General features: G+C 73.0%; 18 protein-coding genes and 1 pseudogene. 10 read left to right on the top strand and 9 right to left on the bottom strand.

Translation table 11 applies throughout. The annotated features are described in order from the left end of the window. Positions 1-12 precede the first annotated feature (12 nt). The 5 genes from ABTZ54_RS19980 to ABTZ54_RS19960 all read left to right on the top strand — a co-directional run bounded on the left by ABTZ54_RS19980 (position 13) and on the right by ABTZ54_RS19960 (position 5,087). The gene (locus ABTZ54_RS19980; protein ID WP_351665087.1) at positions 13-660 is read left to right on the top strand and encodes a response regulator transcription factor; all 648 of its coding nucleotides are present in this window, start codon (positions 13-15) and stop codon (positions 658-660) included. A 159-nt stretch (positions 661-819) separates the two neighbouring features. Beyond that, positions 820-2,268 (top strand): peptidoglycan D,D-transpeptidase FtsI family protein, encoded by a 1,449-nt coding sequence (locus tag ABTZ54_RS19975; protein ID WP_351664907.1) that lies wholly within the window; start codon positions 820-822, stop codon positions 2,266-2,268. Positions 2,269-2,340: 72 nt separating this feature from the next. Further along, entirely contained in the window at positions 2,341-2,793 is a 453-nt protein-coding gene (locus tag ABTZ54_RS19970; RefSeq protein ID WP_351664905.1) for a hypothetical protein, read from the top strand. A gap of 48 nt (positions 2,794-2,841) precedes the next feature. Beyond that, positions 2,842-4,032: an MFS transporter gene (locus ABTZ54_RS19965; protein WP_351664903.1), complete on the top strand. Its 1,191-nt coding sequence runs from the start codon at positions 2,842-2,844 to the stop codon at positions 4,030-4,032. Between the two features lie 242 nt (positions 4,033-4,274). Beyond that, positions 4,275-5,087 (top strand): NAD-dependent epimerase/dehydratase family protein, encoded by an 813-nt coding sequence (locus tag ABTZ54_RS19960; protein ID WP_351664901.1) that lies wholly within the window; start codon positions 4,275-4,277, stop codon positions 5,085-5,087. Positions 5,088-5,360: 273 nt separating this feature from the next. Here the strand turns inward: ABTZ54_RS19960 and ABTZ54_RS19955 are convergent, their stop codons facing one another. After that, positions 5,361-6,296, bottom strand: coding sequence for an AraC family transcriptional regulator (locus ABTZ54_RS19955; RefSeq protein WP_351664899.1), 936 nt, complete (start codon positions 6,294-6,296; stop codon positions 5,361-5,363). Between the two features lie 126 nt (positions 6,297-6,422). On the opposite strand from ABTZ54_RS19955, the gene ABTZ54_RS19950 reads away from it, so the two are divergent. Beyond that, on the top strand, positions 6,423-7,622 hold the full coding sequence (locus tag ABTZ54_RS19950; protein WP_351664897.1) for a TerD family protein: 1,200 nt from the start codon (positions 6,423-6,425) through the stop codon (positions 7,620-7,622). Between the two features lie 38 nt (positions 7,623-7,660). Here ABTZ54_RS19950 and ABTZ54_RS19945 read toward each other — a convergent pair whose 3' ends face one another. Genes ABTZ54_RS19945 through ABTZ54_RS19935 form a run of 3 tightly spaced genes read right to left on the bottom strand, consistent with a single transcriptional unit; the run spans position 7,661 to position 10,879 of the window. Beyond that, complete coding sequence (locus tag ABTZ54_RS19945) at positions 7,661-8,680, bottom strand: 1-aminocyclopropane-1-carboxylate deaminase (RefSeq protein ID WP_351664895.1); 1,020 nt, start codon at positions 8,678-8,680, stop codon at positions 7,661-7,663. Positions 8,681-8,721: 41 nt separating this feature from the next. After that, the gene (locus ABTZ54_RS19940) at positions 8,722-9,390 is read right to left on the bottom strand and encodes a GntR family transcriptional regulator (protein WP_351664893.1); all 669 of its coding nucleotides are present in this window, start codon (positions 9,388-9,390) and stop codon (positions 8,722-8,724) included. Positions 9,391-9,439: 49 nt separating this feature from the next. Next, on the bottom strand, positions 9,440-10,879 hold the full coding sequence (locus ABTZ54_RS19935) for an alkaline phosphatase PhoX (protein WP_351664891.1): 1,440 nt from the start codon (positions 10,877-10,879) through the stop codon (positions 9,440-9,442). Positions 10,880-10,967: 88 nt separating this feature from the next. Here ABTZ54_RS19935 and ABTZ54_RS19930 point away from each other — a divergent pair. Continuing rightward, positions 10,968-11,634, top strand: a pseudogene (locus tag ABTZ54_RS19930) (SDR family NAD(P)-dependent oxidoreductase). Positions 11,635-11,650: 16 nt separating this feature from the next. Here ABTZ54_RS19930 and ABTZ54_RS19925 read toward each other — a convergent pair. After that, entirely contained in the window at positions 11,651-13,090 is a 1,440-nt protein-coding gene (locus ABTZ54_RS19925; RefSeq protein WP_351664889.1) for a hypothetical protein, read from the bottom strand. 207 nt (positions 13,091-13,297) lie between these two features. On the opposite strand from ABTZ54_RS19925, the gene ABTZ54_RS19920 reads away from it, so the two are divergent. Both ABTZ54_RS19920 and ABTZ54_RS19915 read left to right on the top strand, forming a co-directional pair. Continuing rightward, a complete protein-coding gene (locus tag ABTZ54_RS19920) occupies positions 13,298-15,136 on the top strand; it encodes a DUF8508 domain-containing protein (protein ID WP_351664887.1) in 1,839 nt (612 codons plus the stop codon). Between the two features lie 35 nt (positions 15,137-15,171). Continuing rightward, a complete protein-coding gene (locus ABTZ54_RS19915) occupies positions 15,172-15,615 on the top strand; it encodes a GNAT family N-acetyltransferase (protein ID WP_351664885.1) in 444 nt (147 codons plus the stop codon). A 16-nt stretch (positions 15,616-15,631) separates the two neighbouring features. On the opposite strand, the gene ABTZ54_RS19910 is transcribed toward ABTZ54_RS19915, so the two are convergent. From ABTZ54_RS19910 to ABTZ54_RS19895, 4 genes are all read right to left on the bottom strand, one after another. Then, positions 15,632-15,856: a hypothetical protein gene (locus ABTZ54_RS19910; protein WP_351664883.1), complete on the bottom strand. Its 225-nt coding sequence runs from the start codon at positions 15,854-15,856 to the stop codon at positions 15,632-15,634. Positions 15,857-15,918: 62 nt separating this feature from the next. After that, positions 15,919-16,902: a 2,3,4,5-tetrahydropyridine-2,6-dicarboxylate N-succinyltransferase gene (gene dapD, locus ABTZ54_RS19905; protein ID WP_351664881.1), complete on the bottom strand. Its 984-nt coding sequence runs from the start codon at positions 16,900-16,902 to the stop codon at positions 15,919-15,921. Positions 16,903-16,946: 44 nt separating this feature from the next. Continuing rightward, on the bottom strand, positions 16,947-17,549 hold the full coding sequence (locus ABTZ54_RS19900) for a TetR/AcrR family transcriptional regulator (RefSeq protein ID WP_351664880.1): 603 nt from the start codon (positions 17,547-17,549) through the stop codon (positions 16,947-16,949). Beyond that, positions 17,549-17,869, bottom strand: coding sequence for a DMT family transporter (locus ABTZ54_RS19895; protein WP_351664878.1), 321 nt, complete (start codon positions 17,867-17,869; stop codon positions 17,549-17,551). The genes ABTZ54_RS19900 and ABTZ54_RS19895 overlap by 1 nt, the downstream gene beginning before the upstream one ends. Positions 17,870-17,909: 40 nt before the next feature. Between ABTZ54_RS19895 and ABTZ54_RS19890 the strand changes: the two genes are divergently transcribed. Next, on the top strand, positions 17,910-18,983 hold the full coding sequence (locus tag ABTZ54_RS19890; RefSeq protein WP_351664876.1) for a DUF7847 domain-containing protein: 1,074 nt from the start codon (positions 17,910-17,912) through the stop codon (positions 18,981-18,983). The last annotated feature ends 75 nt before the right edge of the window (positions 18,984-19,058 follow it).

The raw sequence follows: 19,058 nt of genomic DNA, 5'->3' as shown, positions 1-19,058 counted from the left end.
GCGGACGGCACCATCCGGATCGTCCTCGCCGACGACGAGCGGATGGTGCGGACGGCGCTGCGGGTGATTCTGGACGCGGAGCCCGGGCTGAAGGTCGTCGGGGAGGCCGCCACCGGGGCCGAGGCGGTCTCCGTGGTGCGGGAGCTGCGGCCCGACGTGGTCCTGATGGATGTGCGGATGCCCGAGATCGACGGCATCCAGGCGACCCGCCAGATCCTCGCCACGCTGCCGGACGCGCCCCGGATCGTGGTGGTGACCACCTTCGAGAACGACGCCTACGTGTACGACGCGCTGCGGGTCGGCGCGGCCGGGTTCCTGCTCAAGCGGGCCTCGCCGGAGGAGCTGGTGAGCGCGGTGCGCCTGGTGGCCCGCAGCGACTCGCTGCTCTACCCGGCGGCCGTCCGAGGGCTCGCCGCCGAGCACGCCCGCCGCCATCCCCCGGTCGCCCCGCCGTGGGCGGCCCGGCTGACCGAGCGGGAGGCGGAGGTGCTGCGCCGGATGGCGAAGGGGCTGACCAACGCGGAGATCGCCGACGGGATGGGCGTGGGCCCGGCGACGGTGAAGACCCATGTGGCCGCGGTCCTCGCGAAGACCGGCGCGAGGGACCGTACGCAGGCGGTGATCGCCGCGTACGAGTCGGGGTTCATCACCCCGGGATGAGCCGCGGGGCCGGCCGGACACGGGGGTGCCGGCCGGTCCCGCTCCACCCGCCGGGCGCTCGCGGCGCCGGGATGAACATTCCCTGAGAAAACTGAGAAAGCTGAGAAAAGGGACACATCCGGAACGGCTGCGCCTGTTCCGTTCGTCCCCTCTAGCGGGATGAACAAGACGATCAGGCGCGCCTCGGTCTTCTCGCTGCTCCTGGTGCTCGCCCTGCTGGGCCGGGCCACCTGGGTGCAGGCGTACGAAGGCAAGGCCCTCGCGGACGACAAGAGCAACCGGCGGAACACCATCGCGCAGTACGCGCAGCCGCTCGGGAACATCATCGTGGCCGGTTCGCCGGTCACCGGTTCGAAGGAGACGAAGGGCGGCGACCTCGCGTACAAGCGTGACTACACCGACGGGAAGCTCTACGCGGCGGTCACCGGGTACAGCTCGCAGGCGTACGGCGCGACCCAGCTGGAGGGGATCTACTCCGATGTCCTGGACGGCACCGACACCCGGCTGAAGAACCCGGTGGACGCCGTCACCCGCAAGCAGACGGATCCGGGCTCCGTCCTGACGACGATCGACCCCGCCGTGCAGAAGGCCGGCTACGAGGCGCTCGGGAACAAGAAGGGCGCCGCCGTCGCCATCGACCCGAAGACGGGCCGCATCCTCGGCATGGTCTCGACGCCCTCGTACGACCCCTCGAAGATCGCGGGGCTCACCGACGGCGACGTCTGGAAGCAGCTGACCGAGGACGAGGACAAGCCGCTGGTCAACCGGGCGCTGCGGCAGCCGCTGCCGCCGGGCTCGACGTTCAAGCTGGTCGTCGCGGCGGCGGGCCTGGAGGACGGTCTGTACGGCTCGGTGGACACGCCGACGCGCAGCCCCAACCCGTACAAGCTGCCCGGCTCGACCCGCTATCTGGAGAACGAGAACCCGTCGGCGCCCTGCGAGAACGCGACCATCCGCACCGCGCTGCAGTACTCCTGCAACAACGTCTTCGCGAAGATGGCGGTCGACCTGGGCCAGGACAAGGTCAAGGCGATGGCGGAGAAGTTCGGCTTCAACGACAAGGAGCTGGACGTGCCCGTCCGCGCGTACGCCAGTGTCTACCCGTCCGGGATGGACAAGGCGCAGACGGCGCTGACCGGCATCGGCCAGTTCGACGTGACGGCCACGCCGCTCCAGATGGCCATGGTGTCGGCGGCCATCGCCAACGACGGTCTGATGGCGAGTCCGCACATGGTCTCCCAGGTCGTCGACGCCGACGGGAACGCCCTGAAGTCCTACGAGGACGGGGACACCAAGCGGATCGTCTCCTCGGAGACGGCGAAGCAGCTGCGCAGCGCGATGCAGACGGTGGTCGACAAGGGCACCGGCAGCAACGCGGCGATCGACGGCATGGAGGTCGGCGGCAAGACGGGCACGGCCCAGCACGGCGAGAACAACAGCAAGACGCCGTACGCCTGGTTCACCTCCTACGCGAAGGACCCGGCCACCGGCAAGGAGGTCGCGGTGGCGGTGCTGATCGAGGACTCGGGCGCGGCGCGCTCGGAGGTCAGCGGCAACGGCCTGGCGGCGCCGGTGGCGCAGAAGATGATGAAGGCCGCGCTGAAGTGACGTAACGCCCGAAGTGCCGTGGAAGCGGGGGCCGGTGGAACGACCGCCCCCGCTCCACGATATGCAGGGCGCATGCTCTCGACCGCACGCCTGCCCCGTTCCCCGTCCGGCTGGACCATGGCCGTCTTCGGCACCCTCGCCGCCTCCCTGGGGGTGGTGGGTCTCGTGTCCCCCGACACCACGATCCGTCTCATGGGGCTGACCCCCATACCCGGCGCGGACCGGGCGGACGCGGACCACACCCTTCTCTTCCTCACGGCCTCGTCCATGGCCGCCCTGAACATGGGCGTCTACTACGTGCTGGCGGCCCTGGCCGACTGGAAGGCCTTCTTCCGCTGGACGGTCCCCTTCCGCCTCCTCACCTGCACGGTCTTCACCCTCGCCGTCGTCACCGACCGCGCCCCGGCCGGTTTCCTGGGCGTGGGCCTCTGGGAGGGCCTGGGGGCGCTGGCCACGGGGGTGGCGCTGCGGTGGGAGAAGCGGTCCGCGGCGACGCGGCCGACCCCGGCGGGCGCCGGCAGTTAGGGCATCTGCCGGATCCGGCGAGGCCTCCTCAGACGTCAGCCTGCGGGAATGCGTCTACCTCTCTACCTCTGCGCCGTCCTCGTCTCCGGGTTCGGCACCACCGCGATGTGGCTGGTCTCCGGGATCTGGGTGAAGTCCCTGACCGGCTCCGACTCCCTCGCGGCGCTCACCGCGTTCGCCCTCTGGGCGCCCGCGCTGTTCGGCCCGCTGCTCGGCGGGCTCGTCGACCGGGTCCCCCGGCGCCCGCTGCTCGTCGCGGTGAACCTGACCATGGCGGCCCTGCTGCCGCTGCTGCTGTGGGTGGACCGGGCGGACAGGGTCTGGCTGCTGTTCACCGTGCTCCTCGTGTACGGGACGCAGGGCGCGGTCCACGAGGCGGCGGAGGCGGCGCTGGCCGCGAGCGCGCTCGACCCGGAGCGGCTCGGCTCCTTCAACGGGCTGCGGATGACCGTGAACGAGGCCATGAAGCTGGTCGCCCCGCTGGTCGCCGCCGGGCTCTTCGCGCGGTACGGCGGCGGGCCTGTCGCGCTGCTCGACGCGGCGACGTTCGCGCTGGCGGCGGGCGTGTTCGCGCTGCTGCGGGTGCGGGAGGCGCGGATCCCGGCGGCGGCCTCCGAGCGGGGCCGGATCGCGGACGGGCTCCGGCTGGTGTGGGGCTCGCCGGGGCTGCGGGCCCTGGTGGTGGCGGGCGGCTTCACCATGTTCCTCGCCGGGCTCAACGGCGCCGCCGTCTACGCCGTGGTGGACCGGGGCCTCGGCCACGCCCCCGCGTACGCCGGTGTGCTGTACGCCGCACAGGGCGCGGGCTCGGTGGCGGCCGGCCTCGCGGCGGGACCGCTGCTGCGCCGGATACCGGAACGGCCCCTCGCGGCGACCGGACTCGCCCTGTTCGCCACGGGCTCCGCCGCCCGGGCCCTGCCGTACGACGCCGTGGCGCTGACGGCGAGCGCGTTGATCGGGGTCGGCCTCCCCTGGGTGCTGATCGCCGCGATGACGGCAGTCCAACGAGGCGCCCCGGCCGAGGCCGTAGGCCGCGCCGCCGGCACGGCGAACACCCTGCTCTTCGTCCCGAACGCGCTGGCCCTGGCGGCGGGCGCGGGCCTGGTCGCGGTCCTGGACGTACGGGTGCTGCTGCCGGTGGTGGGACTGGCGGGCCTCGCGGGCGCGACAGCACTGGCGGTGGCGCCGGGGGCGCGGAAGGCCGTCGCGCGGGGTGGGCGGGGAAGCCTCGTCGGCTGAGCCGGGCCGAGTGCCGCAAGGGCACACCCGAAGCGTCCCGCCAGGGCACGCCCGGCGGGCGGCGCCGCTTCCGGACGCTCCCAGAGCGCTCCGGACGGCGACCGGACCCCCTCCCGGCGCCAACCCCGCCCGGTACGGCCGGAGTTCGGCGGGTGCCGGGTCCTTGACGGCTTGGCCTGGTACTGCCTAGCGTGGCGGGCCTTGCCCGACCGTGCGTCCGGACCGTGAACGGAGACCGGCCCATGACCCCCGCTCCCCGCACCGTTCTGCTCACCGGCGCCGCCGGTGGTGTCGGCAGCCTGATGCGGGAGCTGCTGCCCGCGTACGGGTACGCGCTGCGGCCGCTCGACGTCCGGCCCGTCCCCGGGGTGCCGGACGCGGTCGTCGCCGACCTCGCCGACCGGGCTGCGCTGCGCGAGGCCGTGCGCGGGGTGGACGCCGTCGTCCACCTCGCCGGGATCTCCCTGGAGGCCGGGTTCGACGAGCTCGTGGCCGCCAACGTCACCGGGCTCCAGCGCCTCTACGAGGCCGTGCGCGAGGAAGGCGTCCCTCGGGTCGTCTTCGCCTCCAGCAATCACGCGGTCGGGTTCACGCACCGCCCGCGCCTGGGCGAACCGCCGGTCCCCGTCGACACCCCGCACCGGCCCGACACCTTCTACGGGCTCTCCAAGGCCTTCGGCGAGGACCTGGCCCAGTACTACTGGGACCGGTACGGGGTGGAGACCGTCTCGGTGCGGATCGGCTCCTGCTGCCCCGAGCCGGTCTCGGTGCGGATGCTCTCGACGTGGCTGAGCCCCGCCGACTGCGCCCGGCTCCTCCACGCGGCGCTCACCGCGCCGGAGGTCGGGCACACCGTGGTGTACGGCTCCTCCGCCAACACCCGGGAGTGGTGGGACCTCGCGTCGGCACGGGCGCTCGGTTACGAGCCGAAGGACGACTCCGAGGTCTTCGCGGACCGGATCATCGCGGAGCGGGGGCTTCCGGCCCCGGGCAGCGCCGACGACGTGTACCTGGGCGGGCACTTCTGCGTGGACCCGCCGCGCTGGACGCCCTGAAACGCGGCGGGAAAGGGGAACGGGCCCGGCCGGACAAAAGCGGGGGAGCCGGCCAGGCCCGGGTCGACGCGGGCGGCTGGCGCACGCGGACAACCCGACGATATGACCCGCCCAAGATCGTCGCGAGCCGCCGAACGCGGCAACCGTCCAGAAAGCGCGATCTATTCACGCCACCCTCGCGCACCGCACCCAAGCGCCACCCTCGCGCGCCACGCCCACGCGCCGCACCCGCACACCCCGCCACACCGGCACGCCCCCGTCACCGCCACAACGTCACCGCCGCAACGTCGCCGAAGGCGACTCCCCGAACCGCTCCCGGTACCGCGCCGCGAACCGGCCCGGGTGGGCGAAGCCCCAGCGCCAGGCCACCTCGGTCACGCTCAGGCCGTCCGGGGCGCCCGCCCGCAGCTCCTCGTGGACCCGCTCCAGGCGCACCTCGCGGACGTACGCCATCGGGGACATCCCCACGTACTCCCGGAACGACTCCTGGAGCCGGCGCACGCTCACGCGCGCGAGGGCGGCCAGTTCGGTGCTGGTGAAGGGGTGCTCGGGGCGGGCCCGTACCGCGTCCATCACACGCTTGACCGGCCCCGGCCTGGCGGGCCCGCCCGGGTGGGCCAGCTCCTCCCGCCAGGGGTGCTCGGCGGCCAGCAGCAGCCCGTTGAGCAGCGCCTCCTGGAGCGGCCTGGACACCAGCTCGTGGGTGGCGAGGCCGTCGCCCGCGAGCGCCCCGGCGGCGACCTGCCGGGCGAAGGTCACCCAGCTGAGGCCGGGACCGCTCGTGATGTCGAGCCCGGCGCCGAAGGTGAGCCGGCCGCGCGGCGGACGCCCGAGCAGCTGCTCAAGGCGCTCGTACAGCGCGGTCGCGTCGATCTTGACCGAGAGGGCGCGGCAGTCCCCGCTCCACCGGTCGAGGACGGTGTCGCCCGCCGGGTCGAGCAGCATCGCCTCCCGGCTCGTCGCCACCAGCGCGGGCCCGCCGCCGCCCTGGCGCACCTCCATGGTGCCGCTCATCGGGGCGTTCAGGTGGAAGGCCCCCAGCTCACCGAAGCGCATGCGGACGTCCGCGCCGCAGGTCAGGTCGCCGATCATCAGCGGCCCGAGCCCGACGGTGTCGAAGCGCGCCGCGAAGGGACGTTCCCGCGCCTCGATGACGTCCATGAAGTTGGCGTAGTAGCGCGCGCCGATCTCCTCGCGCGCCTCGTCCACGTCCCGCGTCTGAAAAGAGCTCCCACCCACGGTTCGTAAGAGTATTCGTATGACGGATGCGGCCGGGGTGGTCCAACCGGGCGAAGGTAAGGGAACGGCAAAAGCGGCTCGTTCGTTACCCCCGGCATGACCGCAATGACCCCCGGCTCGAACATCCCTCTCACCGCCGCGCGCGTGGCGGTGGACGTCGCCGCGCCCGTGCGGCTCGACGTGTCGGGCCTGCTGCTCGGCGCCGACGGCAAGGTCCGCTCCGACGACGACTTCATCTTCTACAACCAGCCCGCCGGGCCCGGCGTCAGCTACCGCTCCGGCGGCGGCAGCGCCCCGGACGCGATCGTGGTGGACACCGGCGCCGTCCCGGCCGGTGTCGAGAAGATCGTCGTGACCGCGAGCCCCGACGCCGCCGGCCAGACCTTCCAGGGCATCGAGCCCACGGCGACCGTGCGCAACGCCGACGACGGCAGCGTCCTCGCCACCTTCACTCCGCCGAGTCTGGGCACGGAGACGGCCCTCGTGGTGATGGAGATCTATCTGCGCAACGGCGCCTGGAAGGCGCGCGCGGTGGGTCAGGGGTACGCGAACGGGCTCGCCGGGATCGCGACCGACTTCGGCGTCAGCGTGGAGGAGCCGGCCCCCGCCGCGCCCCCCGCCCCGGCCCAGGCCCCCGCGCCCGTCGCCGCTCCCCCGGCCCAGGCCCCGGCCCCGGCCGCGCCGCCCGCGGCCCCCGCCGCCGCCCCCCTCGGCGCCGGGAAGATCAACCTGGACAAGGGCCGGGTCAGCCTCCAGAAGAACCAGACGGTGTCCCTGGTCAAGGGCGGCCGCCCGCTGCTCTCCCAGGTCAAGATGGGTCTCGGCTGGGAGCCCGCCTACCGGGGCAAGGACATCGACCTCGACGCCTCGGTCATCGCGTACGGCCCCCAGCGCAACCACCTGGACAGCTGCTACTTCGGCAAGCTGTCCATCCTCAACGGCGCGGTCAAGCACTCCGGCGACAACCTGACCGGCGAGGGCGCGGGCGACGACGAGGTCATCGTGGTCGACCTGGGCCGGCTGCCCGCCGACGCGACCGGTCTGGTCTTCACCGTCAACTCCTTCTCCGGCCAGAAGTTCACCGAGGTCGCCAAGGCGTACTGCCGGCTCATGGACGCCGCCACCGGCGAGGAGCTGGTCCGCTTCGACCTGACCACGGCCGAGCCGCAGACCGGCGTGATGATGGCCAAGCTGATCAAGCAGTTCACCGGCGAGTGGGAGATGACCGCGATGGGCGACTTCGTGAAGTCGCGGACCGTCCGGGGCATGGTGAAGCCCGCCGCCCAGGCCCTCTAGCCGGCCTGGGCCGTCCGAGCCGTCCGAGCCCTCTTCGGCTAGAACAGCGCGCTGTACGCGTTGAGGGCCGGCTGGCCGCCCAGGTGGACGTAGAGCACGGTCGAGTCCCGCTCGATCTCGCCCCGGTCCACCAGGTCGACCAGACCGGCCATCGACTTCCCCTCGTAGACGGGGTCGGTGACCATGCCCTCGGTCCGGGCGGCGAGCCGCATCGCGTCCAGCGTGGCCTCGTCCGGGATGCCGTACACCCCCGCGTGGTAGCGGGCGTCCAGCTCGACGTCGGCGGCCGTCAGCGGGCGCTCGACGCCGATCAGCGCGGCCGTGTCCCGGGCAATCCGGGTGATCTGCTCATGGGTGGGCTCCGGCTTCGCGGAGGCGTCGATACCGATCACCCGGCGGGCCCGCCCGCCCTCCTCGGCGAGCGCGGCGAAGCCCGCGACCATGCCGGCCTGGGTGGAACCGGTCACCGAGCAGACCACCACGGTGTCGAAGAAGACGCCGAGCTCGCGCTCCTGCTCGGCCACCTCGTACGCCCAGCGGGCGAAGCCGAGACCGCCGAGCCGGTGGTCCGAGGCGCCCGCCGGAATGGCGTACGGCTTGCCGCCGGCCTCCACCACCTCGCTCAGCGCCCGCTCCCAGCTCTCCTTGAAGCCGATGCCGAACTCGGCCCGCACCAGCCGCACATCGGCGCCTGCGAGCCGGCTGACCAGGATGTTGCCGACCTTGTCGTAGACGGAGTCGGGCCACTCGACCCAGCTCTCCTGCACCAGCACGCAGCGCAGCCCGGCGTGCGCGGCGACGGCCGCGACCTGGCGGGTGTGGTTGGACTGCACGCCGCCGATGGAGACGAGGGTGTCGCAGCCCTGGGCGAGGGCGTCGGCGACCAGGTACTCCAGCTTGCGGGTCTTGTTCCCGCCGTACGCGATACCGGAGTTGCAGTCCTCCCGCTTGGCCCACAGGGTGGCGCCGCCGAGGTGTCCGGTGAGCCGCTGGAGGGGGTGCACGGGCGAGGGCCCGAAGAGCAGCGGATAGCGCTCGAAGTCGTCGATCGTCGGCATACGGGCTCCCTGGGGGGTGGTCTCGGTCGGGTCCTGGACGCCTAGAGCCGGTCCGGCGGGTCCGTCGCCTCGTCGGCGAGCTCTTCGAGGGCCCGCCATATCTCCGAGGTCACCCGCACCGCCTCCTCCGTGTCGCCCGCCTCGCACGCGTCGATCAGGCGCGCGTGGAGCTCGGCGGAGCCGCAGGTTCCGGCGTCGCCGAAGAGGCGGCGCTCGACCCGGCGGATCAGGGGCGTGTAGCGGGCGATCGTGGCGGCCACCGCGTGGTTGCCGCTCGCGCCGACGAGGACGTCGTGGAGCTCGTCGTCGGCGCGCAGGGCGGCCTCGACGTCCGCCGCGCGCACGGCCGAGGCGAAGCGCGCGTTGGCCTCGCGCATCGCCCGGATGCCCTCGGGGCCGAGCAGCGGTACGGCGGTGCGGGCGGCGAGTTCGTGCATCACCCGCACCACGGAGGCGGCGTCCCGCACCACCCGGCTGACCAGCCGGGTGACCCGGGTGTAGCTCTGCGGCTTGGTCTCCACGAGACCCTCGTCGCCGAGCCGCGCCAGGGCCTCGCGCACCGGGGCGCGCGAGAGGCCGAGGCGTTCGGCGAGGTCGGCGTCCTTGACCACGGAACCGGGCGCGAGCTCGCCGCGCACGATGGCCTCGCGCAGCGCCTCGTACGCGCGGTCGCGCAGCAGGGTCCGGCTCACCGGCCGTAAGGCGTCCATGGGCTGACATGTTAGGTGTCAGTCCCCGGACGGCACCAGGGGCGGGAGGTCAGCGGCGCGGCTGGCGGCGCCACGGGCCGGTGATCGCGAGCATGATGCCGGGCTCCTGGATGTTGGCGAACAGGGTGTCGCCGTCGGGCGAGAAGACCACGCCGGTGAACTCGCTGTCGTTCAGGTCGTTGCGGGCGATCGGGTAGGTCCGGCCGCTCTCGGTCGCGCCGAAGAGGTGCTGGACGCCCTCGCCGTCCTCGGCGATGACGAGCCCGCCGTACGGGGAGACCGTGATGTTGTCCGGGCCGTCGAAGGCGCCGTCCTGCTCCGGGGCCGCGTTGACACCGAGCAGCACCTGGAGGGTGAGGGTGCGGCGCTTGGGGTCGTAGAACCAGACCTGGCCGTCGTGCGCGGTGCCGGGGCTCTCGGCACGGGCGTACGAGGACACGATGTACGTGCCGCCGTCGGCCCACCACATGCCCTCCAGCTTGCGGGCGCGGGTCACCTCACCGGCGGCGAACTGCTTGCGGACGGAGGTCGTGCGGGCGTCGCGGTCGGGCACGTCGACCCAGTCCACGCCGTAGACGGTGCCCGTCTTCGTGGCGCGGGAGAGGTCGTCGACGAAGCGGCCCGCCGAGTCGAAGCACTTGAAGGCCTGGAGGACGCCGGCGTCGTCGGCGAGGGTGGCGAGCCGGCCCCGGCCGTGCTCGAAGCCCTGCGGCGGGACCCAGCGGAAGAACAGGCCGTTGGGGCCCGAGGCGTCCTCGGTGAGGTAGGCGTGGCCGCGCCTGGGGTCGATGACGACGGCCTCGTGGGCGTAGCGGCCGAAGGCCTTGACGGGCTTCGGGGCGCGGTTGGCGCGCTGGTCGTGCGGGTCGACCTCGAAGACGTAGCCGTGGTCCTTGGTCATGCCGTTCTTGCCGGCCAGGTCCTCGGTCTCCTCGCAGGTGAGCCAGGTGCCCCAGGGGGTGCGGCCGCCCGCGCAGTTGGTGGAGGTGCCGGCGATGCCGACCCACTCGGCGACGGTGCCGTCGCGGTGCACCTCGACGACCGTGCAGCCGCCGGCCGCGGCCGGGTCGTAGACCAGGCCCTCGGTGAGCGGGACGGGGTGGGCCCAGTTGGCGCGGGGGCCCTTGAGCTCGTGGTTGTTGACCAGGTACGTGGTGCCGCGGCGCCCGGCGAAGGTGGCGGTGCCGTCGTGGTTGGAGGGCGTGAACTCGCCGGACTCCAGGCGGGTGACGCCGCTGTGGGTGATGACGCGGTACGTGAAGCCCTCGGGCAGGGCGAGGACGCCGTCCGGGTCGGGGACCAGCTCGCCGTAGCCGAGCCGGTGGCCGTGTCCGTGGCCCTCGCCGTGGCCCTCGGCCGCGAACTCCTGCGGGTCGTCGGCGGCGAGCGCCTCCGGCGCGGTGGCGAGCGTGCCGACGGCGCCGGTGAGCGCGAGGCCCGCGCCGGTCGCGGCGGACTTCTTGGCGAACTCTCTGCGGTTGAGAGACATGACGGTTCTTCTCCCTGTCGTCACCCGGTGTCGCGGCACACGGTCGCGCCCCCGCATAAACGGCGGTTGAACGGAAAGGCGATCCTTCATGAACCTGCCCCACAGCGGCCGGCGCGTTCTGGTCAGCGGCGCGTCGCGCGGTCTGGGCCGCGCGGTGGCCCGGGCCTTCGCGGCCGACGGCGACCGGGTGGCCGTGCACTACGGCTCGCGCGCCGAGGAGGCCCGCGAGACCCTCGCCTCCCTGGAGGGCACCGGTCACGCGCTGGTCTCCGGCGACCTGGCCGACCCGGCGGAGGCTGCCCGGATCGCGGAGGAGGCGGCCGGGGCCCTCGGCGGCTGCGTCGACGTGCTCGTCAACAACGCGGCCGTGAACCTCCCGCACCCGCCTGCCACCACCCCGTACGAGGAGTGGGTCGGGCTCTGGCAGCGGCACGTCTCCGTGAACCTGCTGGGCACGGCGTATCTCAGCCATCTCGTGGCCGGGCGGATGATCGAGGCCGGAGCACCCGGCCGGATCGTCAACATCGGCTCGCGCGGCGCCTTCAAGGGCGAGCCGGACCACCCGGCGTACGGCGCCACGAAGGCGGCCGTGCACGCCCTGGGGCAGTCGCTGGCCGTCGCCCTCGCCCCGTACGGGATCGGGGTGGACGGCGGAGGAGGTCGCCGCGGCCGTCCGCTGGCTCGCCTCCCCCGAGGCCGAATGGGCCTCGGGGACGGTGCTGGACCTCAACGGGGCGTCGTACCTGCGGACCTGAGCGTGGCCCTGGTGTGTCAGCCCTTCGAGCGGGCCTTGAAGGCCGCCTTGCGGGCCTCCTTCGCCGTGGGCTTGTCACGGTGGAGGCGGCCGATGGCCTCCAGGACCTCGGCCGTCGCCGGGTGCTCGACCCGCCAGGCCGCCTCGAAGAAGCCGCCGTGGCGGCTGGTCAGGCCCTCGATGAGGTCCTGGAGTTCGGTCAGGTCGCCGTCGGCGTCGAGCTGGGCCGCGATCGTGTCGATGGCCAGCCAGAAGATCATCGCCTCCGGCGGGGCCGGGATGTCCGCCGCGCCGTGCTCCGCGAGCCAGACCCGGGCGAGGCCGCCGAGCTCCGGGTCGTCCAGGACCTCCCGCACGGCGGGCTCCGCCTCGGCGCCGACGAGGGAGAGGGCCTGCTGCGCGTGGAGGCGGCGCAGCGGGGAGTCGGGGTCGCTGCCCCGGGCGGCGGCGAGGAGTTCACGGGCGGCGGCTCCGGCCTCACGGGCGGCGAGCCAGCCGGCGGTCTCGGCGCGGGCGGCGGCCTGCGGGTAGTGGGCGATGCCGTCGAGGAGGGCGTCGGCGCCCTTGTCGGCGAGCTCGCCGACCGCGGGGACGACGAGTCCGGCCTCCAGCATCCGGGCGCGCACGCCGTAGAGGCCGAGCGGGGTGAGCCGGACCATGCCGTAGCGGCTGACGTCCTCGTCGTCGACGGGCGGGGCGGGCTCCTCGCCCTCCTCGGCCATCAGGGCCTCGTCGACGGGGTCGTACGCGACCAGGCCGATCGGTTCGAGGACCCGGAACTGCTCGTCGAGCCGCATCATCGCGTCGGAGACCTGCTCCAGGACGTCGTCGGTGGGCTCGCCCATGTCGTCGGGGACGACCATGGAGGCGGCGAGCGCGGGCAGCGGCACCGGGCCGTCACCGGCGCCGCCCTCGCTGACGGTCAGCAGGTAGAGGTTGCCGAGCACGCCCTCCAGGAACTCGGCCTCGCCCTCGGGGTCCCAGTCCAGGGCCTCGAAGTCGATCTCGCCGTCCTCGCCGACGAGCGCGTCGAGGTCGTCGATGTAGGGCGCGGCGGCGTCGGCGAAGACGGCGTCGAAGCCCTCCAGCCAGATCGCGAGGACGTCCTGCGGGGAGCCGCCGGTGACCAGCGCCAGGTTGTCGGCGGGCGTCACGGTGCCGTCGGCGTCCTCGCGCTCGCCGTCCTCGACCTCGACCAGGCCGGTGTCGACGGCGAGCCGCCAGGCCTCGCTCGCGTACGCCTCGGCGTCCGGGTCGCCGGTCAGGCCGAGGGCCTCGGCGGCGGCGGGCAGCTGCTCGTCGACGAGTTCGCCGCCCGCCCCGACCCGGGTCTCCGGACCGGCCCAGCGGGCGAGCCGCACGGCGCGGGCGAGGAGGGGGGTGGCCAGGGCGTCCCGCGCCAACTCCGCGTCCGAGCGCAAGCGAACGGGGGGCAGGGTCTGGCGGTCCGGTGCCATCTGGGGGGTTCTCCTCGGCGAGTGCGGGGGGCCTTCACGGCGCTTCGAGCGGCCTTCAGCGTAGACGTATTCGGGGGGCGGTCCCGCGGTTCACGGAGGCGTCAGCCTTCGTACACCCGTCGACCCTTGACAAGTCGAAGGGTCTGCAACGAAATTGACGCGCGTAGACCCTTTGCTCGTTTCTCCAAGCCCTCACGGAGCTTCCTGATGTCTTCCTCCATACCGAGATCGGCCGCCGTCGCCGCCGTCGTCTCCGCCGCCCTCGCCGCCGGCCTGCTGGGCGGAGCCTCCGCCTCCGCCGACGACGTGGCCGCGGGCACCGTCCGTATCCATGACATCCAGGGCACGACCCGGGTCTCGCCGCTGGTCGGCAAGCCGGTCGCGGGTGTCACCGGCATCGTCACCGGCGTGCGCGCGTACGGCTCGCGCGGCTTCTGGATGCAGGACCCGCAGGCGGACGAGAACCCGGCCACGAGCGAAGGCATCTTCGTCTTCACCAGCTCCGTGCCGACCGTCGCCGTCGGCGACTCGGTGAGCGTCAACGGCACGGTGACCGAGTACGTGCCGGGCGGTCTGAACTCCGGCAACCAGTCGCTGACCCAGATCTCCAAGCCGGCGATCACCGTCCTGTCGAAGGGCAACGCGGTCCCGGCGCCCGTCACCATCTGGGCGGGCTCCGTGCCCGAGGAGTACGCCCCCGAGGGCGACCCGGCGGCCGGCGGCTCGATCAACGGGCTCACCCTGGACCCGGAGAGCTACGCCCTGGACTACTACGAGTCCCTGGAGGGCACCAACGTCCGGATCGGCTCCTCGCGCGTGGTCGGCGCCACCGACCCGTACTCCGAGCTCTGGGTGTCGGTGAAGCCGTTCGAGAACGACAACCGCCGCGGCGGCACGGTCTACGGCTCGTACGACTCCCAGAACACCGGTCGGCTCCAGATCCAGCAGCTCGCGCCGATCGCCCAGCAGCCCTTCCCCAAGGCGAACGTCGGCGACTGGCTGGCCGGCCCGACCGAGGGCCCGCTGGACTTCAACCAATTCGGCGGCTACACCCTGGTCGCGAACACCCTGGGCAAGCACGTGGACCTCGGCCTGGAGCGCGAGGTGACCGAGCGCCAGCACAAGAACGAGCTGGCGGTCGCCACGTACAACGTGGAGAACCTGGACCCGTCGGACCCGCAGGAGAAGTTCGACGCGCTCGCGAAGGCGGTCGTCGAGAACCTGGCCTCGCCCGACGTCGTCGCCCTGGAGGAGATCCAGGACGACAACGGCGCCAAGAACGACGGCACGGTCACGGCCGGTGCGACGATCAAGAAGTTCACCGACGCGATCGTCGCGGCCGGCGGCCCGGCGTACGAGTGGCGCTCGATCGACCCGCAGAACGGCAAGGACGGCGGCGAGCCCGGCGGCAACATCCGTCAGGTCTTCCTCTTCAACCCGGCGCGGGTCTCCTTCGTGGACCGCCCGGGCGGCGACGCGACGACCGCGACCGCGGTGACGGGCACGAAGGGCGACGCCCATCTGACCCTCTCCCCCGGCCGGATCGACCCGTCGAACACCGCCTGGGAGAACAGCCGCAAGCCGCTCGCGGGCGAGTTCCTGTTCCGCGGCCGTACGGTGATCGTGGTCGCCAACCACTTCGGCTCCAAGGGCGGCGACGAGTCGATCGTCTCGCACCACCAGCCGCCGAACCGTTCCTCCGAGGCCAAGCGCCTCCTCCAGGCGCAGGCCGTCAACTCCTTCGTCAAGGACGCCCTGGCGCTGGACAAGCAGGCCGACGTGCTGGTCCTCGGCGACATCAACGACTTCGAGTTCTCCGGCACCACGCAGGCGCTGACCGACGGCGGCGCGCTGTACCCGGCGGTCAAGTCGCTGCCGCGCAGCGAGCGCTACTCGTACGTCTACCAGGGCAACAGCCAGGTCCTCGACCAGATCCTGACCAGCCCCGGCGTGCACCACTTCGAGTACGACAGCGTGCACATCAACGCCGAGTTCGCGGACCAGAACAGCGACCACGACCCGCAGGTGCTGCGCTTCCGCCCGTAGTTCCCCCCAGGCACGGGTGTGCGAGACTGCGGGCCGTGATCCTGCGCCCCGCCACCCGTGCCGACCTGCCCGCCGTCCTCGCGCTGCTCGCCGACGAGGAGCGGGTGGTGGACCCGGCCTCGGTGTCCGTGACCGCCGCGTACGAGCGGGCCTTCGCGGACATCGAGGCCGATCCGCGCAACGAGGTGCTGGTGCTCGTCGAGGGGGCCCTGGTGGTGGGCTGTCTCCAGGCCACCTACATCCCCGGCCTCGGCAAGGGCGGCGCCGAGCGGGCCCTGATCGAGGCGGTCCGGATCAGGGCCGACCGGCGCGGCGGCGGCCTCGGCCGGGAGCTGATGGAGCGCGCGACGGCCCGGGCCAGGGCCCGCGGCTGCGCGCTCGTCCAGCTCACCAGCAACAAGGACCGCGCGGCCGCCCACCGCTTCTACGCCTCGCTGGGCTTCGCCCGCAGCCACGACGGCTTCAAGCTGAGCCTGTAGCCCCGTCGGACGGTGTTCAGGCGGAGTCGGTCGACACGGTCCTGCCGAGGATCGCGGTGTGCTCCAGGACGTCCTCCAGCGGGTCGTCGATCTGACCGGTGGAGATCAGCGAGACGTGCGGCCCGTTGTGCGAGTGGCTGTGCGTCTCGTCGGCCTCGGCCGCTCCCGCCGGGAGCACGACCGCCGCGGCGGCGAACGCGCCGGTGAGCACCGACTGCGTCCTGATGGTCCTGGTCCTCATGCCGGCTCCTCGCCTCGACTGCCCCTCGGCCCCCGCGCTTTCCTAACGCGGGGGCCAGTGGGTCAGTTGTGGCTGTGGAGGATCTCGTTGAGGCCGCCCCAGACCGCGTTGTTCGGGCGGGCCTCGACGGCGCCGGAGACCGAGTTGCGGCGGAAGAGGATGTTCGAGGCGCCGGAGAGCTCGCGGGCCTTGACGATCTGGCCGTCGGGCATGGTGATCCGGGTGCCCGCGGTGACGTACAGACCGGCCTCGACGACGCACTCGTCGCCGAGCGCGATGCCGACGCCGGCCTCGGCGCCGATCAGGCAGCGCTCGCCGATGGAGATGACGACGTTGCCGCCGCCGGAGAGGGTGCCCATGGTGGAGGCGCCGCCGCCGATGTCGGAGCCGTCGCCGACGACGACACCGGCGGAGATGCGGCCCTCGACCATGGAGGTGCCGAGGGTGCCGGCGTTGAAGTTGACGAAGCCCTCGTGCATGACGGTGGTGCCGGCGGCGAGGTGGGCGCCGAGGCGGACGCGGTCGGCGTCGGCGATGCGGACACCGGCGGGCGCGACGTAGTCGGTCATGCGGGGGAACTTGTCGATCGAGGTGACCTGGAGGTGCAGGCCCTCGGCGCGGGCGTTGAGCCGCACCTTCTCGACGTCGTCGACGGCGACCGGGCCGAGCGAGGTCCAGGCGACGTTGGCGAGCAGGCCGAACATGCCGTCCAGGCTCTGGCCGTGCGGCTTGACCAGCCGGTGGCTGAGCAGGTGGAGGCGCAGGTAGGCGTCGTGGGCGTCGAGCGGCTTGTCGTCGAGCGAGGCGATGACGGTGCGGACGGCGACCACCTCGACACCGCGGCGGGCGTCCACGCCGAGGGCCTTGACGGCGCCCTCGCCGAGGGCGTTGAGGGCCGCGTCGGGGCCGAGCCGCTCGGTGCCGGCGGGGCCGGGGTCCGCGGTCAGCTCGGGGGCGGGGAACCAGGTGTCGAGAACGGTGCCGTCGCCGGCGATGGTGGCGAGGCCGGCGGCGACGGCGCCGGTGGTGCGAGGAGCAGTGGTCATGACGGAAAACCTAACCGGCGGGCCCCCGCCCGGGCCAACCGGTCTCAGGTGTCGGTCCGCTTTCCTGGCGGTTCCGACGAGTCCGCGCCGCTCGGTCTCGTCCCGACGTCCAGCACCCGGCCGAGCATCTCGCGGGCGTACTCCTCGTCGTACGTGCCGTCGGTGAGGAGGACCTGGAGGCAGATGCCGTCCATCAGGGCGATGAGGGCGCGGGCGGTGGCCGGGTCGGTGCGCGGGACCAGGCAGGCGGTCACGTCGTCGGCCCATTCGGCGGCGACGGGCCGCAGGGCGGGGCGGCGCAGGGCGGCGAGGTAGAGCTCGTACTCCAGCTCCACGCCGGTCCGTTCGCCGCCCATCCAGGTGCCGAAGAGGCGGGCGAGGACGGCGGCGAGGTCGGCGTCCGGGTCGGTGAGCCCGGGGCTCTCGCGCAGCGCGCGGCCGAAGTGGGCGTTGGCGCGGCGCAGGGCGGCGACGAGGAGTTCGTCGAGGGAGGCGAAGTGGTACGTGGTGGAGCCGAGCGGCACGTCCGCCTCGGCGGCGACGGTGCGGTGGCTGAGCCCGGCGATGCCGGCGCGCCCGACCACGCGCAGGGCGGCGTCGACGATCCGGTCGCGCCGCTCGGGGTCGTAGCGCCGGGCGCGGGCCATCAGTGGGCGCCGCCCAGCTGAAGGACGGCGACCCCGGCGATGATCAGGACGATGCCGGCGATCTTGGCGAGGTTCATGGACTCGCCGAGGAAGAGCGCGCCGATCGCGGCGACGGCGGCGGTGCCGACGCCGGACCAGATGGCGTAGGCGGTGCCGACCTGGAGGGTCTTGAGCGCCTGGGCGAGCAGGGCGAAGGCGAGGAGGTAGCCGGCGCCGGTGATCAGCGAGGGCACCAGCTTCGAGAAGCCCTCGCTGTACTTCATGGAGGTGGTGGCGACGATCTCCGCCGCTATGGCGCCCGCGAGCAGTCCGTATCCCATGCGTACGAGCGTACACAACGGCAGGCGCTACGGTGTGGCCATGACATATCCCCCGGGGCCGTACGGATACGGATACGCTCCCCCGCCACCGCCGCCGAAGCCGGGCGTCATACCCCTGGCGCCGATGACCTTCGGGCAGATCCTGACCGGCGCGTTCAGCGCGTTCGGGCGCTACTGGAAGCCGCTCCTGGGGGTGGCCGCGACCGCGTTCGGGGTGGCGACGGCGCTCGTCGTCGGCGCCGTCCTGGTCGCCTGGAACGCCGTGTCGGACAACGTCGACCGACTCTCGAACATCCCGAACGGCCAGGACCCCGACATCGCGGACATCCGGGGGCTGTTCCTCGCCTTCGGCTGTGTCTGGCTGACCGGGATGCTCTCGCTGATGCTGGCCAACACCCTGGTCTACGCGGCTGTCCCGGTCGTCGCGCAGGAGGCGGTGCTCGGCCGCCCCGTCGGCTTCGCGGCCGTCTGGGGGCGCGCCTGGTCCCGGGCGGGCGCGGTGCTGAGCGCGGTCGTCCTGTCGATGCTGGCGATGCTCGTACCGGTGCTGCTCTTCATCGTCGGCTTCGGCCTCATGATGTTCGGCATGCTCGCGGGCATCGGCGCCTCCGGGAGCGACGAGGGCGTGGGCACCACGATCGCCGGCCTGGTGTTCTTCTTCGGCGCCCTGGCGACCATCCCCTTCGGCCTGTGGCTCTGGGTGAAGTTCAGCCTGGCCCCCGCGGTCGCGGTCATCGAGGGCGCGGGCGGCATGAACGCGCTGCGCCGCTCCGCGGGCCTGGTCCGCGACTCCTGGTGGCGGATCTTCGGCTGCACGATCGCCACCGTCGCGATCGTGGCCGTGGTCAGCTGGGCGATCCAGCAGGTGTTCTCGATCCTCGCCTGGATCCCGCTGTCGACCCTGAACTTCGACGCCGACACCGCCCCCACCGAGGTCCTCCGCTCGATGTCCGCCGTGATGGGCATCGCCCTGATCGGCTCCACCGCCTGCCAGGCCGTCCTGGCCCCCCTCCAGCCCCTGGTCTCCGCCCTCCTCTACGTGGACCAGCGCCTCCGCAAGGAGAACCTGGGCCCGACCCTGGCGCAGGCCGCGGGAACCTCGTTCAGCCAATAAGGGAACCCCCCTTCCATCCCCTCCCCGGGCATCATGGGACTGCCATCCATGCGAAGTGATGAGCAGATCCGAAGG

Source organism: Streptomyces sp. NPDC094032 (genome assembly GCF_040303965.1).
GTDB lineage: Bacteria > Actinomycetota > Actinomycetes > Streptomycetales > Streptomycetaceae > Streptomyces.
Note: the sequence above shows the minus strand (reverse complement) of the source record. Positions and strands in the feature narration are given on the sequence as shown.

Excerpts from the sequence above, each read along its gene's own strand:
- ABTZ54_RS19975 (WP_351664907.1), top strand. The coding sequence starts at position 820 with ATGAACAAGACGATCAGGCGCGCCTCGGTCTTCTCGCTGCTCCTGGTG.
- ABTZ54_RS19970 (WP_351664905.1), top strand. The coding sequence starts at position 2,341 with ATGCTCTCGACCGCACGCCTGCCCCGTTCCCCGTCCGGCTGGACCATG.
- ABTZ54_RS19965 (WP_351664903.1), top strand. The coding sequence starts at position 2,842 with ATGCGTCTACCTCTCTACCTCTGCGCCGTCCTCGTCTCCGGGTTCGGC.
- ABTZ54_RS19960 (WP_351664901.1), top strand. The coding sequence starts at position 4,275 with ATGACCCCCGCTCCCCGCACCGTTCTGCTCACCGGCGCCGCCGGTGGT.
- ABTZ54_RS19950 (WP_351664897.1), top strand. The coding sequence starts at position 6,423 with ATGACCGCAATGACCCCCGGCTCGAACATCCCTCTCACCGCCGCGCGC.
- ABTZ54_RS19945 (WP_351664895.1), bottom strand. The coding sequence starts at position 8,680 with ATGCCGACGATCGACGACTTCGAGCGCTATCCGCTGCTCTTCGGGCCC.
- ABTZ54_RS19940 (WP_351664893.1), bottom strand. The coding sequence starts at position 9,390 with ATGGACGCCTTACGGCCGGTGAGCCGGACCCTGCTGCGCGACCGCGCG.
- ABTZ54_RS19935 (WP_351664891.1), bottom strand. The coding sequence starts at position 10,879 with ATGTCTCTCAACCGCAGAGAGTTCGCCAAGAAGTCCGCCGCGACCGGC.
- ABTZ54_RS19925 (WP_351664889.1), bottom strand. The coding sequence starts at position 13,090 with ATGGCACCGGACCGCCAGACCCTGCCCCCCGTTCGCTTGCGCTCGGAC.
- ABTZ54_RS19920 (WP_351664887.1), top strand. The coding sequence starts at position 13,298 with ATGTCTTCCTCCATACCGAGATCGGCCGCCGTCGCCGCCGTCGTCTCC.
- ABTZ54_RS19910 (WP_351664883.1), bottom strand. The coding sequence starts at position 15,856 with ATGAGGACCAGGACCATCAGGACGCAGTCGGTGCTCACCGGCGCGTTC.
- dapD (WP_351664881.1), bottom strand. The coding sequence starts at position 16,902 with ATGACCACTGCTCCTCGCACCACCGGCGCCGTCGCCGCCGGCCTCGCC.
- ABTZ54_RS19900 (WP_351664880.1), bottom strand. The coding sequence starts at position 17,549 with ATGGCCCGCGCCCGGCGCTACGACCCCGAGCGGCGCGACCGGATCGTC.
- ABTZ54_RS19895 (WP_351664878.1), bottom strand. The coding sequence starts at position 17,869 with ATGGGATACGGACTGCTCGCGGGCGCCATAGCGGCGGAGATCGTCGCC.
- ABTZ54_RS19890 (WP_351664876.1), top strand. The coding sequence starts at position 17,910 with ATGACATATCCCCCGGGGCCGTACGGATACGGATACGCTCCCCCGCCA.